We start from the raw sequence: 15,927 nt of genomic DNA, 5'->3' as shown, positions 1-15,927 counted from the left end.
TGAATGAAAAAATACAGAAATGCGGCGGGTCGCCTCCCGGTGTCGCGCGTTACGCATGCGCTCACGACGACACCGGGATCGGCTTCTTCTTATCTCGCGACGAGTCGGCGTGCGGTCATGACGTCCGACGCAGCCGCCGACACGGCCTGCCGAGGGGGCGTGGCCACGCGTTCCTCGGCCTGACGTTTCTTACGCGTTTTTCCGGCACGCGATGGCGGCTGACAGATACCGCACACGAAGTCGTGATCGGGACTGTGCGCATGAGCAACGAACCGCCCACCACAACTGGTGCAGGCAGAGAGCTGCATCATGCCGCTTTCGAAGAAGCGAATGAGCGTCCAGGCGCGCGTCAACCCCAACACCGGCTCACCCTCCTCGAGGCTCACTTGCTCCAGATAGAGCCTGAAGGCTTTGACGAAGGCCGACATCCGCTCGCAGCCTCGGGCTTCGAGCAGGCTCCCGTAAATGTTGTAAAACAACGAGGAATGGATATTCGGCATCCAGGTAATGAACCAATCGGTCGAAAACGGCAACATGCCCTTGGGAGGTGACATGCCACGCACTTCCTTGTAGAGCTTGATCAAACGCCCGCGGCTCAAATCCGTCTCGGTCTCGAGTACTTGTAGACGTGCCCCTAGATCGATCAATTCGATGGCGAGCTGCACCTGCAGCATTTCGCCAACTAGACTTTTTTCACTCACGACGACACTCCTCAATTCGAAGAGACGGACGAGCACTCGTTGCGTGCGCTCGCCATCAACAGGGCAGCATGCGTCTGCCCCAACCCCTGCTCCCGCTGATTGTGAGTCAGCTTGTAAAGTTGTTCCGGATCGTCATAACAGAGCCGGCAGAGCAGTTGGTTCGTGCGAGTTGTGTCAGTTGCTTGATCGACAAGGAAGCGATGAGATCCGCCATTTCGTCGTCCATCTTGAGACGAAAGAGCGCGGTGGTGCGATCTTCGCTGATCATGCGCTGCGCAAGCAGCAGGTAGGACAGGTTGATATCTTGGATATCATCCAGAAGGCTATCGGTTTCCATATAATTCCCTGCGTACGACGTTATTGTGGCGAAGGAGGCTTCTACGGCCCCTCTTCCATGAGTCTTTTTTGCTTTTGAAGCTGACTCGATTCTTACCGTCGCATCATTTTGAGACGTTTTTATGAAAAGATTCAACATCTCCTACACGGGAACCAACAAATACTTACAAAAAAAGGATGAGTCCTCTCATCCATAACGACGATATCAGCCATGCTGAATGGAGCTGCAACACACGAGCGGCAAGCGTTGCCGACGATTGAAGGCCTGCCACAGCAGATTAATTATTAGCAAGCTATATATCGCAGGGTGCGTCAATAAACCGCACCCCATCGTCGCAATTCAGCGACTCGAGGACGTTCCTGACTCCGTGCTCGAGGCTGCTTCTTCACGCTCCAAGTCATAGACCCAGGCCAGTAGCTCGGCAATGACTTGATACAGCGTGGGAGGAATCTGGGCATCGAGATCGACCTGCATCAAAAGCGCCACCAACTCGGGAGCATCATGCACGAAAATGCCATCGCTCTTGGCTGTCGAGACGATACGCTCGGCCAGGTCACCGTACCCCTTGGCCACTACCACCGGCGCTGCCGAGGGATCTTGATAGGCCAGCGCAACGGCACGCCGCCTTTCGTCGGGCGTATCACTCATGGCGTTCCTCGCTCCCCTCTTCGTCAGTCAAGCGCCGCACATCGATCACAGCCTGCACGCCCAAAGCATCGAGACGTTCATGTAATGCCGTCACCTGCTCCGAAAGACGTGCGAGGGCTGGCCCCTCAGGCGCCGAAATCGACACCGAAACCTGCTCAGAACGCAGCGTCATGGCCAAATGCACATCACCGAGATGAGGCAAGGAAATATTCATCTCGCTATGCCAGGGGGATTTATCATTTCCTTGAGATGGCGATTGATCACCGGCTTCTTGACCATCGCCTCCCGACCATTGCTGCAGCGTCATGGCCAGCATGACACCTGGCCACAGCATGCCCTCCCAGCGCAGTGTCGGCGTTACCAGCATTTCCAGCTGGTGGCGGACGACCGACTGCAACGTATCGTTTTGATCCGCGCCGATTTGCTTCAAGGCCGCACTCGCCAGCGCTGGGCGTTGTTCATTCGCCGGCATTTCCCCTCGTGCCAAAGACAATTCAGGGGACGCGGCTTGCTGGGCAAGCAAGGGCGCATTGACGAAGCGATTGACGGCAAACGCGGGACGTAAGGAGGTAAGTGTCGGTAGCGCCGTCTCGGCCATGGCTGAGCGAGAGGCAGTCGGCCCCGCATCCGGACGCGCCGCATGAGTCACCGGGTCGGCACCAAGGCCCGCCGTCCCCAGCATGCGCGGCGCCAATGCCATCTGAGGTTCACGCGCCAAGGCAGCCGTCGACCATTCGCCCTTCAACCAGCGCGCCAGATGCGACTCGTAAAACACGCCGCTGTGTTGAATATTTTGCTGCAATTGAGAGGCCAGAAACCTCGGCGAGGCATCGCCTTGCTGGAGCAATGGCTGCGGTGAGGTAATCGATGAAGGTGGCGCAGGAAAGCGTGCCAACACATCAGCAATGGTACGCGCGGCGGTACTAAAATGCGTAGTGGATGAATGGGGAGTTGCCGAATTTTCCCCTGCTTTGCCTGACGACACGCCCAGCTCGGGAGACATAGGCGTCTTCGTCGGCGCAAATTCGGCTTGCGATGAGCCGCGCTGCTGAAGCCCGCCGCCCTCACGACTGAATGCCTCGATGGCATTACCGTACGCCACCGGCTTGACCGGCGCCGGCAAATCGCTCGTTCGCAACGCATCTACCCGTTGCCCCAGTACCTGATGGAGCAAGGTGTCGATGATGGGCGTGATGCCGCTCACGTGCGCCCTTCAGTGCCCCGAGAGGGGCGTGTACGCTGCGATAATGAGCCCTGCCCTTGATTGTAGGCACGCACCAACGCTTGCTGGCGCCGAGAGCTACCAATCAATTGCGTAAGCTCCTCGCAACGCGCATCTAGCTGGTCTCGAATGGCGCGGTCGTGCTCAAGAATCTCCTCGATCATCCGCGCGCAGTACTGACGCTCTTGCGCATTGAGCCGATCGCCTTGAGGCATGCGCCGCAACGTCTCGACATCGTCCACGTAGAGAGCACGCTGCTGGATCAGCGTATCCCACTCCTGGTGATGCGCGCTTTCACGCATCGCCCGAGAACGCTCAAGCATATCCTCATAGATATTCAGGCGATCCGACGCATCGTTCATATCATGACCCATCCACTTGTGGGGCTATTTCGCGCCAGGCCGAACCGATATCTTCCAGCAGGTACGCGGCCTCGTCGAGCGCGGCCTGATCATTGCGCAAGTTAGCTTTCAGCAATAGGCGTGAGATATAGTCATACAGGCTACTCAAGCGCTCCGCAATTTCACCGCCGCGCTCATGGTCGAGTGCAGCGGACAACCCATTGTTGACGATATCCAAGGTCTTGGAAATGGCCTGCCCCTTGGCGGCGGAATTGCCATCTTCCATGTGTAGCTTGGCAGCACGGATGGAGGCTTGCGCGCCGTCGAACAGCATCACGATCAACTGATGAGGACTGGCCGACATCACCCCGGATTCGACGCCGACACGGGCATAGGCCTGGGCACCTCGCATCATGTTCATGATAGTTCCCCTATTGGTTCAATTGTGTATTCAAGCTATCGAATTGCTGGGTCAGATAAGAACTCGTCGAGTTCATCTGCGACACCAGCGAGTCCAAATCAGCGAATTGCGTTCGATAGCGATCCACCGTTGCGTCGATGGACTCCTGCATACGGGTATAGCGTTCACCGAGGCGCTCGATCGACGTATCGATGCCACTGGTAGCGGTATCCAGTGTTCCACCATCCTCCAGCAGGCTACCCAACACCGTCTCCAGGTTGGCAGCAAATCCGCCTTGCTCTTCAGAACCGACGAAAAACGCACTGACACTGTCGAGATTGCCCTCGATCGCTTCATCCAAGGCCTCATCGTCGATTTCGAGCGTTCCATCGAGCGCCAAGGAAATCCCCATGTTGGACAGCAACCCATAGTCCCCTTCACCAACATCCCCCATGGCATTGCGCAATTGCGACTCCACGCCGCGCAGTGTGGAATTGCCCAGCAGCTCACCCGCCGCTCCGGTCTCGACATCGAACGAGGTGAGGTTCGACATGGTGCCTTGCAGCGAATTGTAGGCCTTGACGAAACCTTCGATGGAACCCTTGATCGCAGCGTCGTCGCGGCTGAGCGTCAATGTATCCGCCGCGCCTTCATTGGTCGCCGTCAGGTCGAGTGTGACGCCCTGCAGGGCCCCTTCGACATGATTCGAGGTACTGGTGATGGCGATACCGTTCACGCTCAACTGCGCATTCTGAGCCGCCACCGTCTGGCGCATGTCGCCAGCCGCAGGCGCCGCAGGGTCAAAACCGAAGGTCGTCTGCAGCGCCGCATTCGTGGAAGAAATCGCGATCTGATTCGTCTCGCCCGTCTCGGTGGCGGTCAACACCAGACGCTGGGGCGTGGCGCTGCCATCGTTGATGATTGAGGCGCTGATACCGGCACCTTCCGCGTTGATCGCGTCTCGCAAGCCTTCCAGAGTGTTATTGTCAGCGTCGAGCGTGATGGAAAACGCCTCCTCCCCAACGCTGAAGGCAAGCTCGCCGGTACCGAGTTCGGCCGCTTCTTCAAAACCTCCTGAGGCCAGCGTCTGCGACTGGGCCAAGGCAGTGACTTCGACCTGGTAGCGGCCTGGCACAGCAGTACTATCGGCCGACGCGCTGACGGCATCGCCCTGCATTTGGCTGCTGAGCGCCTGAAAGGTTTCGGAATCATCCAGCGCCGTCGCCGCCTCGCGCAGCGAGTCCAAGGCATTCTCCAGCTTCCCGAAAGCCGACAGCTTGGCCTTGTAGCTTGCCCTCTGTTCGGTAATCGGCTCTAGCTTCACGCTTTCAGCCTTTTCCAGCTCGTCCAGCAAGCCACTCAAATCCAGCCCCGAACCAACGCCCAGGGAAGTAATCGTTGGCATGACATGCCCTCACTGAATGGATCGATATTTTTACCACGAGGCTCGTCGACACTAGCGCCGAAAAGACACACTTTACGAACTTAATTCGTACATCGGCACCCGACGCGCAAACTTTAGGCCTGGCGTATCATCATTTCCCGTGGCGTCGGACACGACGCCCATCACCTCGTACAACCGTGGACGCTGGCAATATCACGCCTCGATGAGCGATGATAGGCAATTCGAATCGACCCTAGGAGCCACAGCCACGATGGACTCGACATCGCTTTTCGCCGACTACGCACGCTGGCAACGCTTTCAACGTCAAGACCAGCTCCATCGCGAGCATAACGCTGCCGTGCGCAAACTGGCCGAGTCAGGCGCAATGGCGTCGCGTGTCGCCGAGGGCTACCGCAGCATGGCGGAGAAAGGCGCCGCAGAAGGCGCTTGTTACCGAACGCTTTTCCTTCGCCGACGCCCACATGAAGCTTCCCTAGCCTGTGAAGGCTGGCTGTTCGTACGCCGGGTTCTTTCTGAAGGCGGCATCACCCGCGTACGCGGGACGTTACTGGAGAGTTTCACTCTCGAAGACGGAAGCATCGCGCCCGGCGACAAGCCAGCTCTCAAGGTCACGCTGGATATTTACGATGAAATTCTCGTCCAACGCACTATGAAGATGGGGTGCCGTATCGACCGTCAGGATGATGATCGCGACCTCCATTTCATTACTTTTCTCGACAGTGTACGTGGCGATCTTCGCCAGCACATCTAAAACCTGCTCGCCGGGCTGCGTCCTGCGGCCTCCAACGCGACCTGGCAGCTTAGCAAGTGAGGCAATGCACCATGACGACATCTTCCACACCGCACCTCTACTCCACGCTGACCCTATCGGAGCTGGACGGCGTCACCGGCATCGCTCAACCGCGCGTCACCCACCACAAGCTAACGCTGGATAGCCCCGCGGCACGCCTGTTGACCGATTTCAGCACACAGCGTGCCCAGACCATCCTGACCTCCAACACCATCTCGCAGGCCCTCAACACCATGAAACAGGCAGGTGTGCGCTTGCTCATGGTCATGGGCCCGGATGGAAGTTTCACGGGTGTCATCAATGCTCGCGAGCTGGTCGGGGGACGCAAGATCACCATCGCCATGCAGCAACACGACGTGCCACGCGAGGAAGTCACCGTGGACATGATCCAGACGCCACGCGAGCAGTTGCACTCGCTGTCGCTAGCGCAGTTGGAAACCGCACGCGTCGGCGACCTCGTGGAAACACTCAAGGCCTCTGGTGACCAACACTTGCTGATCACCGCGCCCGGCGAGCAAGGCCCGATCATTCGCGGCTTGGTGTCGGCCTCCGATATCAGCCGGTCGCTGGGGATCGATCTCGATCACCCACCGGAAGCGCGTAGCTTCGCCGCTATTTGCCAAGTCATTCTCGGGCACGACCTGTAACGCACGCCTCACCGAGCTCGGCACTCATCGCCGAGCTCGGTAGCGTCTTTTACCGGTCGAAGGAGCTTGCATGCTCAAGTGGTTGCAAGACCGCCTGTCCCGCCGACAGAGCATTGCCATCTGGGTCGTCAAACAACTCGACGACACGACCTTGCATCTGTGTGGCAGAGGAATGGCAGAGGGCACAGAGCGGATTTCGCATCGTCGAAGCGCCTTGGCCCACGGCACGTTCGTAGGGCCCGTACGTATCGGTGAGCATCACGAGGTCTGGCATTCCGATCTCTTCGCGCGGCTACCACTACGCGACGAGCTACGCTTGATCGATGAGCGTGAAGCCGAATATGCCGGTCGACGTTATTACGTTTCCTGGGTCCCCGAGCGTTGCTGGAATTTCCAGGCCCGCTGATTTCTCAGCCTCAGCGCAATGACGGTAAATTGCGCTTCGTCAGCCACGAAGACGTCGCTGCAATACGCCAGAAGGCTGCCACCCCGGATGCCTCGGCAACGCCACCGCGCCCTTCCGATGGGTGGTCGCTGGCCGAACGAGACGTCGACTAGCTATCATCACACTCTTACGATATCTCCCCGGACACCCGTGACACCATGATTTCCAACACCGTTCTCGTCCTTTATGCCGGCGGCACCCTCGGCATGCTCGACGGGCCTCGAGGACTTCGCCCCGGCGGCGACTTCGAAGCACGTCTGCGCCAAGCCTTCACACACCTCACGACGTCCCGGCGTGATGCCCTCCCGCCTTTCGAAATGCTCGAATACACGACGCCCATTGACTCGAGCAGCGCCACGCCCGCCGACTGGCAACGTCTGGCGCGTGACATCGCCGAACGCTATGCGGACTATGCCGGCTTCGTAGTCTTGCATGGCACCGATACCTTGGCGTGGTCGGCCTCGAGCCTGGCCTTCCAATTGCAGGGCCTGGGTAAGCCGGTCATTGTCACGGGCGCGCAGAAACCACTGGAAGCGCCCCACAGCGACGCACTCGACAACGTCGAAACGGCGCTGCGCTTCGCCACCCTGACGGATCTCACCGAGGTGGCTATTGCCTTCGGCGGCAAACTCATGCGCGGCTGTCGCACGCGCAAATGGGATACCCAGGCGTTCGATGGTTTCCATTCTCCCAACTGGCCGCTGTTGGGGGAAATCATCGAGACTCAACCGGTCCTCTATGCTGCGCGGCTCCTCTCTTCTGGCGGCGCACCACGCTTCGAGCTTCCCGACCTGAAGTCCATGTCATCTATCGTGCGCTTGCCACTGTGGCCCGGCATCCAGGCACATCAAGTCGCGCGTCTACTCGACGACGACACGGTACACGGCGCAGTGCTCGAGTGCTGGGGCAGTGGCAACATTCCCGAAGACAACGCCCTCATCGGAGCACTTGCTAACGCCAGCAGCAGCGGCAAGTTACTTGCCATCATCAGCCAGTGTCCGCACGGCCCCGTTGCGTTGAGCACTTATGCCAGCGGCAACGCCCTCAAGGATATCGGCGCGCTCGCTGGCGACGACATGACCCCCGAGGCGGCATTCACCAAACTCGCCCACCTGGTTTCGCAGCCGCTGCCCGAAGCTCAACGCCGTCGCCAATTCCTGACCTCACTATGCGGCGAACGCAGCGCGCTGACTTGACGCCACGCTAGCCGGCGAATGGTTCGCCGGTTACACTGTGCGCGCTTCGCCCGGACCGGATCCCGGGCGTGTTTTCCGCGAGTGTTGCGACACTTGCGGGAGGCTACAAATTCTCCGCTCAGGACAAATCTCATGACCGACGTACCACGTCACTCTCTCCGGCCATCCGAGACTGGAGAACCCCCCATCACCGCACTCACCACTCCCGACGACACTGCCAAGGCCGTGGTCATCTATTCCGGCGGGATGGATTCCTATACCGTGCTGCATCGCGCCTTGCGCGCCGGGTTCGACGTCCACGCTTTGTCGTTCCACTACGGTCAGCGCCACTCACGCGAACTCGAGACCGCAAGCCAAGTCTGCCAGCAGCTGGGTGTCGCCCACCAAGTGGTCGACATTCGTGCCATCCACGGCCTGATCGGCAATTCCGCGCTTACCGATGCCGAACGCGACATGCCCGGAGGCGATTATGATGCCGACAACATGGCCGCCACGGTAGTGCCCAATCGCAACATGATCCTACTTTCATTGGCCATCGGTCACGCCATCAACATCGGTGCCAACGTCTGCTTCTATGGTGCCCATGGCGGCGATCATGTGCTGTATCCCGACTGCCGCCCCGAATTCGTCGAAGGCGTTAACGCGGTTGCCGCCATCGCGGATTTCAAGCCTGTGCGCATTGCCGCCCCCTATTTGTATGCCAGCAAGCACGGGATCCTGGCCGATGGTTTGTCCATGGGGCTCGACTACGCTCAAACTTGGACCTGCTACCTGGGAGGCAAACACGCCTGCGGTCAATGCGGTAGCTGCCGGGAACGTCTGGCGGCCTTCGCCGCGCAGGGGATCGACGATCCCCTTACCTATGTCGCGCCGGAGAAGATGTCGTAATGTACAGCGTCAAGGAAGCTTTCTATACGCTCCAGGGCGAAGGCGCCCGCGCCGGGCGTGCCAGCGTTTTCTGCCGTTTCACGGGCTGCAATCTCTGGTCGGGGCGTGAACGCGACCGTGCCACCAGCCACTGCCGCTTTTGCGATACCGACTTCATCGGTACCGACGGTCAGCACGGCGGTCGCTTCGAGGACGCCCACGCCTTGGCGGCCCATCTCATGAGTCTCTGGCCTCACGCGCAAGAGGCTGCCGTACCCTACGTAGTATTCACCGGCGGCGAGCCGCTGCTACAACTCGACACAGCGCTTATCGAGGCCATGCATGCCCAAGGTTTCGAAATTGCCGTCGAGACCAACGGCACGCTGCCATCGCCCGACGGCATCGATTGGCTATGCGTCAGCCCCAAGGGCGACGCAACGTTACGCATCACACATGGCGACGAGCTGAAGCTGGTATTTCCGCAGTCCGATGCTATGCCCGAGCACTTTACGCATCTCGCCTTCAGGCATTTCTTCCTGCAACCAATGGATCTCGCGCCGCGCGGCGGGCAAGGCACGACCATGCGAGAAACCGTGTCTTACTGCCTTGCTCATCCACAGTGGCGCCTGGCGCTGCAAACCCACAAGATCGCGGGAATCGACTGATGACGCTTTTCGTCAACCACCTCACCCATATCGACGCATCGCTGTGGTCACCCACGTACGGGCTAATGGGTGCCAGCTGGCATGTCGATGCCGAACTCGACGGCGAGCTGGGCCCCGATGGCATGTTGTTCGACTTCGGCGAGGTCAAACCTTGGATCAAGGCATACCTCGACGGCGGCCTCGACCATACCTTGCTGGTACCAACTCAGGCGCCTGGAATCCAGGTGTTCGATTGCGCCGAAGGGCTCTGCCTGCGCACGCAGTTTCCCTACCCCATCGAGCTTCGAGGTCCGCGCCAAAGCTTCACCTTGCTGCCCTGGCCGGAGATCACCATCGAGCAATTGGCCACGCACCTCTCCGCCGAACTCAGCCGTCGACCACCCGTCAAGGTGGAGACGATTCGCCTACGTTTGCGCGACGAAGACATCGAGACGGCCGCCTATACCTACAGTCATGGACTCAAGCACCATGCTGGCAACTGCCAGCGTATCGCCCATGGCCATCGTTCACGCCTGCACATCTGGCAAGATGGGCAGCACGCCCCCGAGCTGGAGCGACAATGGGCGCAGGCGCTGGATGCCTGCTATTTGATCCACGAGGAGGATCTCGCACCGCAAGCCGATGAGTCTCTGGATACGTTCAGCGTGGCCTACAGCGCCGAACAAGGCCGCTTTTACCTGACGCTTCCCCGCGAGCGCTGCCATGTGCTCTCGACACCCACGACCATCGAGCATATCGCCGCCTGGCTGGCCGACAAGATCGCCCAGGAGACGCGCAGCCGGATTCGCGTGCAGGCGTTCGAGGGCATCGATAAGGGCGCCATCGCCGAATCAGTGTGATCGAGACGTCAAACACATCACCCATTCTATACGGAACATCTCCATGTCGTGCCGCGTCGGTTGTGGCGCGTGTTGCATCGCGCCGACTATCAGCTCTCCTATTCCTGGCATGCCCGATGGCAAGGCCGCAGGCGTCCGCTGCGTTCAACTCGATGAAGACAATCGCTGCCGACTGTTCGGCGACTCCCGACGGCCCACCGTCTGCCGGGCATTCGATTACGATCGCGCAATCTGCGGCGACAGTCGCGAAGAGGCGCTGACCATCCTCGATGATCTGGAACGTCATACCGAAACGTTTTCTTAAGCTTTTCCCCTGATCGACAACCTATAAACGACCTCCTGCACAAATAAAAAAGCGCGGCTCCAGGAGCCGCGCTTTTGACCTTCCCACGTGAACATCGGTCAATGACGTTTGATTTCGGCGTCTTCGCGCAGTGTCTCGATCAAGCCCTGAATGGCAGCTTGTGCGCGCAATCGCTGAGCCATTTGCGCACTGCCCTCCGTACCCTCAGTATCGCCGGCACGCACGCTGGTCAACTCGATAACCGCGACCCCATCCTCGGTCGGCGTCTGCCCGAAGCTACTGCCCTGACCGGGATGTGGTAGGCGGAAAGCCTGGCGCAATACCGCATCGGGAGCGCTATCGCCATTGCGCGTGGCATCCTCGACGCTCTGCCAGTCGAGTGACACCGAGTCACCGTTGTCGAGTTTCTTGATCAATTCCTCGGCCCGGGCTTCAAGCGCTTCGCGCGTTTTCGCTTCCTTGACCGCTGTACGTACCTGGTTTTTGACTTCATCGAGCGGCAGGGTCGTGGCATCACGATGGTCGACGACGCGCACCACAGCACGGCGCTGGGCGTCGAGTTCCAGCACATCACTGTTGTAGCCATTTTCCAGCACATCCTCGCTGAACACGGCATCCATCACGCCAGGCTCGGCAAGCATCCCTTGGGCACTCTTTCTGGAAACCCAGTCACTCGTGTGCAGTGTCAGACCTAGCTCCTTAGCCACGCTTTGCAGATCTTCTGCGGCATAGCTTTGGTCTTCCAACGCCTGAACTTTCTTATTGAATGCCTCGCTGGAATTATTGAGACGCACTTGCTGGGCAAGCTGGTCACGCCGCGCCTCGAAGCTAGGGAAATCAATGTCGGTGACCTTGATCAGATGCAAGCCATCGCCGCCATCGACGATCGACGACACCTCACCTTCATTAAGCGAAAAAGCAGCGTCATCAAAAGCATCGCCGAAGAAGCCACGTTTGATCACCCCCAGGTCACCGCCGTCATCGGCAGACGTCGCATCATCGGAGTACTCGGCCGCCACGGACGCGAAATCCTTACCCTCATCGAGCTCGCTCTGCGCCTCTTTGATACGCGCCATTGCCTCCTCGCGAGTGCGCTCATCGCCATAATCGACCATGATGTGGGCAACCTCACGAGGAGCGTCCTGACGCTGCTGGGCATAGGCATCGCGCAATTGCTTCTCATCGACGTCGACATCCTGGGCCACCTTCTGCTGATTCAGCACGACATAAGCGACCTTGACCTGTTCGGGGCGCTGATACTGTTCACGATGCGCATCATAATAGGCCCGCAAGTCGTCTTGGCTCACCTCTACCGGCGCTTGCAGATCTTTCGGCGAGAGCACTGCATAGCGAAAATCGCGTGTCTGGTTCTGTAGGGCCTGCAGGCGATTCGCTTCGCTAGGCAGGACAAACGTCGACAGCGCCAGCCCTTGCTGAAGCTGCTGGCGCTTCATGTCACTGCGCAGCTCCCTGCGAAAGGACAAGGGCGTATAGCCCGCTTGCGCAAGACGGTTGGTGAACAGTTCCTGGGAAAAATTACCCTGCGAATCCTGGAACTCGGGACGACTGACGATGAGCTGGTCGACCTGAGCATCAGAGAGATGCATACCTCCGTCATTGGCGTATTGATCCAACAACTCAGTGGTAATCAGTCGGTCGAGGACATCTTGACGAAGCTCGCGCTCCTGACCGGGCGGCACTTGCCCTGAACGAATGGCGCGTTGTACCTGCAACTCGACCGCCCGCTTGCCGATCGATTCGCCGTTCACGGTCGCGGCGTCATTACTGCCGGAGGTAAAGACCCCGACCAGGGACTCGGCCCCGAAGAGTGCGAACGTCACGATGATCGCGCCGACGATCATTTTGGCGGCCCACCCTTGGGAACCCTCTCGAATTCGTTGCAGCATGCTTGCCTCGACGTGATGGAGATTCTTGAAATCTGGGACGGATTATACCGGCAACGAGTGCGTCCCGGTCAAAGCGGGGCACGTTGCGGAATGGCCATCGCATGAAAAAGGCGCACCGCTTACGCGATGCGCCTTTTTGGCTGGGCCGAGTCGACACGATATCTCGCTTCAGACACGGCTTCCGTCATGCGTCGCGCTCACGACGGCCACTCGGCCCCGCTCGGCCGGTCTTAGTTGACCGAATCCTTGAGCGCCTTACCTGCCTTGAACGTCGGCACCTTGGCGGCGCTGATTTCGATCGTCTGACCGGTCTGAGGATTACGACCAGTACGTGCAGCACGCTCCTTGACAGAGAATGTGCCGAAGCCGACCAGTGCGACGGAATCGCCCTTTTTCAGACTATCGGAGACGGTCTCGACCATGGCGTCGAGCGCACGGCCTGCAGCCGCCTTGGGAATGTCGGCAGATGCAGCAATGGCTTCGATCAGCTCGGACTTGTTCACACTTCACCCCTTGACTGTTTCGGTAATGACTGGAAATCGGCGCGAAACTTCCACTTCCTGAAGCGTCACAACAAAGGCTGGGATTTATAGCAATGCCACGAAACTCTTGTCAAGAAAGCTTCGCGCCGAGCCGCGCCATGCGCGGTTTTATACCGCGACATGGCCGCTAAATTCTGTCAATGCGTGCTGATGTTGGAACGCGAAGGCTGATCAGTCTCCGTTAAGGAGTCACCGGTTTCAACCTCTGCCTTTCCGACCAGCGCCGCGTCGAGAACTTCATCGATCCATTTCATGGGCCGGATATCCAAAGCATCCTTGATATTATCCGGCACTTCCTTGAGATCCCGGCGATTTTCCTCCGGTATTAGCACCGTCTTTATACCACCGCGTCGCGCCGCCAGCAATTTCTCCTTGAGACCGCCGATCGGCATCACCTCGCCCCGCAGGTTGACTTCGCCGGTCATGGCCACGTCACAACGAACCGGGCGCGCGGTATACGCCGACACCATCGCAGTCACCATGGCGATACCCGCGCTCGGGCCATCCTTCGGCGTCGCCCCTTCCGGCACGTGGATATGCAGATCTTCCTTCTCGAAGCGATCCGGGTCGATCTCCAACGCAGAGGCACGAGCACGTACCACGGTATGCGCAGCATCCACGGATTCTTTCATGACATCGCCGAGCGAGCCAGTCTTGTTGAGACGTCCCTTGCCCGGCGATACCACCGACTCGATATTGAGCAGTTCACCGCCTACCGAGGTCCAGGCAAGCCCGGTGACTCGGCCCACCTGATCTTGCTGATCGGCCAGCCCATAGCTATGACGGCGCACACCGGCATAGTTTTCGATATCCGATGCGGCAAGCCATTGCGGCCCCTGCGCACCTTGCCGTTTCTCAGCCTCGACCCGCTCGCGCAGCACCTTACGGCTTACCTTGGCGATTTGACGCTCCAACTCACGCACGCCCGCTTCACGGGTATAATAGCGCACCAGTTCGAGCAACGCGTCATCCGAGAAGCTGAGCTCGCCATCCTTGAGACCATTGGCCTTGAGCTGCTTGGGCACCAGATAACGCTTGGCAATCGCCAGTTTCTCGTCTTCGGTATAACCGGGCAGGCGAATGATCTCCATGCGATCGAGCAGCGGCTCGGGAATGTTCATCGAGTTCGCGGTGCAGATGAACATGACATCGGAGAGATCGTAATCCAGTTCCAGGTAATGATCGCTGAAGCTGTTGTTCTGCTCGGGATCGAGCACCTCCAGCAACGCCGACGAAGGGTCGCCACGATGATCCATACCGATCTTGTCGACTTCGTCGAGCAGAAAGAGCGGGTTGCGCACCTCGGCCTTGCTCATGCGCTGAATCATCTTGCCCGGCAGCGAACCGATATAGGTACGCCGGTGGCCACGAATCTCCGACTCATCGCGAATCCCGCCCAATGCCAGACGCACGTAGCGCCGGTTGGTAGCCCGCGCGATCGATTGCCCCAACGAGGTCTTGCCGACCCCCGGGGGGCCCACTAGACACAGTACCGGTCCCTTGAGCTTCTTGACGCGCTTCTGGACGGCCAAATACTCGAGAATCCGCTCCTTGACCTCTTCCAAGCCATAGTGGTCTTCATCGAGCACTTTCTGCGCATTCACAAGGTCGTGCTTGACGCGCGAGCGCTTTTTCCAGGGCACCGCCACCAACCAATCGAGGTACGAACGCACCACCGTCGCCTCGGCCGAGGTCGGTGCCATCATCTTGAGCTTGCCCAGCTCCTGGCGCGCCTTCTCGGCCGCTTCCTTGGGCATGCCCGTGGATTCGATCAGTTGCTCGTACTTGTCCGCCTCGTTGGGCGCATTCTCGAGCTCACCCATTTCCTTCTGGATGGCTTTCATTTGCTCGTTGAGATAGTACTCGCGCTGCGACTTCTCCATCTGATCCTTGACGCGCGAGCGAATGCGTTTTTCCACCTGCAGCAGGTCAATCTCGGATTCGATCAGCGCCATCAGGTGCTCGATGCGATCACGCACGCGATCCATCTCGAGCAATTCCTGCTTATCGCCAATCTTGAGCGACAGGTGCGCACAGATGGTATCCACCAGACGGCTGGGGTCCTCGATGCCGGACAACGAATTGAGGACTTCGTTGGGTACCTTCTTGGACAGCTTGACGTACTGCTCGAACTGATTGAGCAGCACGCGTACCAGCGATTCCTGTTCGCGTTCGGTCAGCGCCTCGCTTTCACGGCGCACGGCTTCGGCCGATGCGTACCCCGCATCGTCCTCTTGGATGTCGCGAATGTCAGCCCGGTAATCGCCTTCGATCAATACCTTGACGGTGCCATCGGGCAGCTTGAGCAGCTGCATGATTTCGGCCACCGTGCCGACATCGAAGAGATCGCCGAATTCAGGATCGTCCTGACCGGCCTCGCGCTGTGCAACGAGCAATATCCGCTTGTCGTGTTCCATGGCCGTCTCGAGCGCGCGAATCGACTTTTCGCGCCCCACGAACAGCGGAATCACCATCTGCGGATAGACGACCACGTCCCGCAGCGGCAAAAGGGGAAGACTCAGGGTCTGTTCAGCGTTCTGCTCCATCGCAGACGTTCCTCAACAAATTCGGTGGATGGGCCGCGAGACGGCACTAATGCCTGGGAAATTGGGGCGCATCCAGCATGATGCAACCGTGCGGCCCGTCGGTTTCATGGCTCAATGGCAGGAAC

At 59.1% G+C, this 15,927-nt stretch carries 17 protein-coding genes and 1 pseudogene; 8 read left to right on the top strand and 10 right to left on the bottom strand.

From position 1 onward, the window contains the following. Positions 1-89: 89 nt before the first annotated feature. The 7 genes and pseudogenes from flhC to fliD all read right to left on the bottom strand — a co-directional run bounded on the left by flhC (position 90) and on the right by fliD (position 5,054). Positions 90-701, bottom strand: coding sequence for a flagellar transcriptional regulator FlhC (flhC, locus tag RVY79_RS08630; RefSeq protein ID WP_317463721.1), 612 nt, complete (start codon positions 699-701; stop codon positions 90-92). An 11-nt stretch (positions 702-712) separates the two neighbouring features. Further along, positions 713-1,176, bottom strand: a pseudogene (gene flhD, locus RVY79_RS08625) (flagellar transcriptional regulator FlhD). Positions 1,177-1,377: 201 nt separating this feature from the next. Then, positions 1,378-1,686, bottom strand: a complete 309-nt coding sequence (locus tag RVY79_RS08620; RefSeq protein ID WP_317463720.1) for an EscU/YscU/HrcU family type III secretion system export apparatus switch protein — start codon at positions 1,684-1,686, stop codon at positions 1,378-1,380. After that, a complete protein-coding gene (locus tag RVY79_RS08615; RefSeq protein WP_317463719.1) occupies positions 1,679-2,890 on the bottom strand; it encodes a flagellar hook-length control protein FliK in 1,212 nt (403 codons plus the stop codon). Before RVY79_RS08615 ends, RVY79_RS08620 begins: the two co-directional genes overlap by 8 nt. Next, complete coding sequence (gene fliT, locus RVY79_RS08610) at positions 2,887-3,270, bottom strand: flagellar protein FliT (protein ID WP_317463718.1); 384 nt, start codon at positions 3,268-3,270, stop codon at positions 2,887-2,889. The genes RVY79_RS08615 and fliT overlap by 4 nt, the downstream gene beginning before the upstream one ends. 1 nt (position 3,271) lies before the next feature. Beyond that, the gene (gene fliS / locus RVY79_RS08605; protein ID WP_317463717.1) at positions 3,272-3,670 is read right to left on the bottom strand and encodes a flagellar export chaperone FliS; all 399 of its coding nucleotides are present in this window, start codon (positions 3,668-3,670) and stop codon (positions 3,272-3,274) included. A 10-nt stretch (positions 3,671-3,680) separates the two neighbouring features. After that, on the bottom strand, positions 3,681-5,054 hold the full coding sequence (gene fliD / locus RVY79_RS08600) for a flagellar filament capping protein FliD (protein WP_317463715.1): 1,374 nt from the start codon (positions 5,052-5,054) through the stop codon (positions 3,681-3,683). A gap of 250 nt (positions 5,055-5,304) precedes the next feature. On the opposite strand from fliD, the gene RVY79_RS08595 reads away from it, so the two are divergent. The 8 genes from RVY79_RS08595 to RVY79_RS08560 all read left to right on the top strand — a co-directional run bounded on the left by RVY79_RS08595 (position 5,305) and on the right by RVY79_RS08560 (position 10,807). After that, on the top strand, positions 5,305-5,805 hold the full coding sequence (locus RVY79_RS08595; RefSeq protein WP_317463714.1) for a hypothetical protein: 501 nt from the start codon (positions 5,305-5,307) through the stop codon (positions 5,803-5,805). 71 nt (positions 5,806-5,876) lie between these two features. Further along, a complete protein-coding gene (locus RVY79_RS08590; RefSeq protein WP_317463713.1) occupies positions 5,877-6,491 on the top strand; it encodes a CBS domain-containing protein in 615 nt (204 codons plus the stop codon). Between the two features lie 70 nt (positions 6,492-6,561). Further along, positions 6,562-6,897: a hypothetical protein gene (locus RVY79_RS08585; protein WP_317463712.1), complete on the top strand. Its 336-nt coding sequence runs from the start codon at positions 6,562-6,564 to the stop codon at positions 6,895-6,897. 197 nt (positions 6,898-7,094) lie between these two features. Continuing rightward, entirely contained in the window at positions 7,095-8,132 is a 1,038-nt protein-coding gene (locus RVY79_RS08580; protein WP_317463711.1) for an asparaginase, read from the top strand. A 132-nt stretch (positions 8,133-8,264) separates the two neighbouring features. After that, positions 8,265-9,020, top strand: coding sequence for a 7-cyano-7-deazaguanine synthase QueC (gene queC / locus RVY79_RS08575; RefSeq protein WP_317463709.1), 756 nt, complete (start codon positions 8,265-8,267; stop codon positions 9,018-9,020). Continuing rightward, positions 9,020-9,664 (top strand): 7-carboxy-7-deazaguanine synthase, encoded by a 645-nt coding sequence (gene queE, locus RVY79_RS08570; protein ID WP_317463708.1) that lies wholly within the window; start codon positions 9,020-9,022, stop codon positions 9,662-9,664. The genes queC and queE overlap by 1 nt, the downstream gene beginning before the upstream one ends. Continuing rightward, entirely contained in the window at positions 9,664-10,503 is an 840-nt protein-coding gene (locus tag RVY79_RS08565; RefSeq protein ID WP_317463706.1) for a 6-pyruvoyl trahydropterin synthase family protein, read from the top strand. The genes queE and RVY79_RS08565 overlap by 1 nt, the downstream gene beginning before the upstream one ends. Before the next feature lie 43 nt (positions 10,504-10,546). Further along, positions 10,547-10,807: a YkgJ family cysteine cluster protein gene (locus RVY79_RS08560; protein WP_317463704.1), complete on the top strand. Its 261-nt coding sequence runs from the start codon at positions 10,547-10,549 to the stop codon at positions 10,805-10,807. A gap of 98 nt (positions 10,808-10,905) precedes the next feature. Here RVY79_RS08560 and RVY79_RS08555 read toward each other — a convergent pair whose 3' ends face one another. The 3 genes from RVY79_RS08555 to lon form a co-directional block, all read right to left on the bottom strand. After that, a complete protein-coding gene (locus tag RVY79_RS08555; protein ID WP_317463702.1) occupies positions 10,906-12,714 on the bottom strand; it encodes a SurA N-terminal domain-containing protein in 1,809 nt (602 codons plus the stop codon). A 230-nt stretch (positions 12,715-12,944) separates the two neighbouring features. Beyond that, positions 12,945-13,217, bottom strand: a complete 273-nt coding sequence (locus RVY79_RS08550) for an HU family DNA-binding protein (protein ID WP_040241491.1) — start codon at positions 13,215-13,217, stop codon at positions 12,945-12,947. Between the two features lie 176 nt (positions 13,218-13,393). Beyond that, positions 13,394-15,802 carry an endopeptidase La gene (gene lon / locus RVY79_RS08545; protein ID WP_317463697.1) on the bottom strand — a complete coding sequence of 803 codons (2,409 nt, stop codon included), beginning with the start codon at positions 15,800-15,802 and terminating at the stop codon, positions 13,394-13,396. Positions 15,803-15,927: the final 125 nt, after the last annotated feature.

It is taken from the genome of Chromohalobacter sp. HP20-39, from assembly GCF_033052815.1.
In the GTDB taxonomy this organism is placed as follows: Bacteria; Pseudomonadota; Gammaproteobacteria; order Pseudomonadales; family Halomonadaceae; genus Chromohalobacter.
This window is presented reverse-complemented; position numbering and strand designations above follow the sequence as displayed.

Excerpts from the sequence above, each read along its gene's own strand:
- RVY79_RS08565 (WP_317463706.1), top strand. The coding sequence starts at position 9,664 with ATGACGCTTTTCGTCAACCACCTCACCCATATCGACGCATCGCTGTGG.
- lon (WP_317463697.1), bottom strand. The coding sequence starts at position 15,802 with ATGGAGCAGAACGCTGAACAGACCCTGAGTCTTCCCCTTTTGCCGCTG.
- queE (WP_317463708.1), top strand. The coding sequence starts at position 9,020 with ATGTACAGCGTCAAGGAAGCTTTCTATACGCTCCAGGGCGAAGGCGCC.
- RVY79_RS08560 (WP_317463704.1), top strand. The coding sequence starts at position 10,547 with ATGTCGTGCCGCGTCGGTTGTGGCGCGTGTTGCATCGCGCCGACTATC.
- RVY79_RS08590 (WP_317463713.1), top strand. The coding sequence starts at position 5,877 with ATGACGACATCTTCCACACCGCACCTCTACTCCACGCTGACCCTATCG.
- fliS (WP_317463717.1), bottom strand. The coding sequence starts at position 3,670 with ATGAACATGATGCGAGGTGCCCAGGCCTATGCCCGTGTCGGCGTCGAA.
- queC (WP_317463709.1), top strand. The coding sequence starts at position 8,265 with ATGACCGACGTACCACGTCACTCTCTCCGGCCATCCGAGACTGGAGAA.
- RVY79_RS08595 (WP_317463714.1), top strand. The coding sequence starts at position 5,305 with ATGGACTCGACATCGCTTTTCGCCGACTACGCACGCTGGCAACGCTTT.
- RVY79_RS08585 (WP_317463712.1), top strand. The coding sequence starts at position 6,562 with ATGCTCAAGTGGTTGCAAGACCGCCTGTCCCGCCGACAGAGCATTGCC.
- fliD (WP_317463715.1), bottom strand. The coding sequence starts at position 5,054 with ATGCCAACGATTACTTCCCTGGGCGTTGGTTCGGGGCTGGATTTGAGT.
- RVY79_RS08555 (WP_317463702.1), bottom strand. The coding sequence starts at position 12,714 with ATGCTGCAACGAATTCGAGAGGGTTCCCAAGGGTGGGCCGCCAAAATG.
- fliT (WP_317463718.1), bottom strand. The coding sequence starts at position 3,270 with ATGAACGATGCGTCGGATCGCCTGAATATCTATGAGGATATGCTTGAG.
- RVY79_RS08580 (WP_317463711.1), top strand. The coding sequence starts at position 7,095 with ATGATTTCCAACACCGTTCTCGTCCTTTATGCCGGCGGCACCCTCGGC.
- RVY79_RS08620 (WP_317463720.1), bottom strand. The coding sequence starts at position 1,686 with ATGAGTGATACGCCCGACGAAAGGCGGCGTGCCGTTGCGCTGGCCTAT.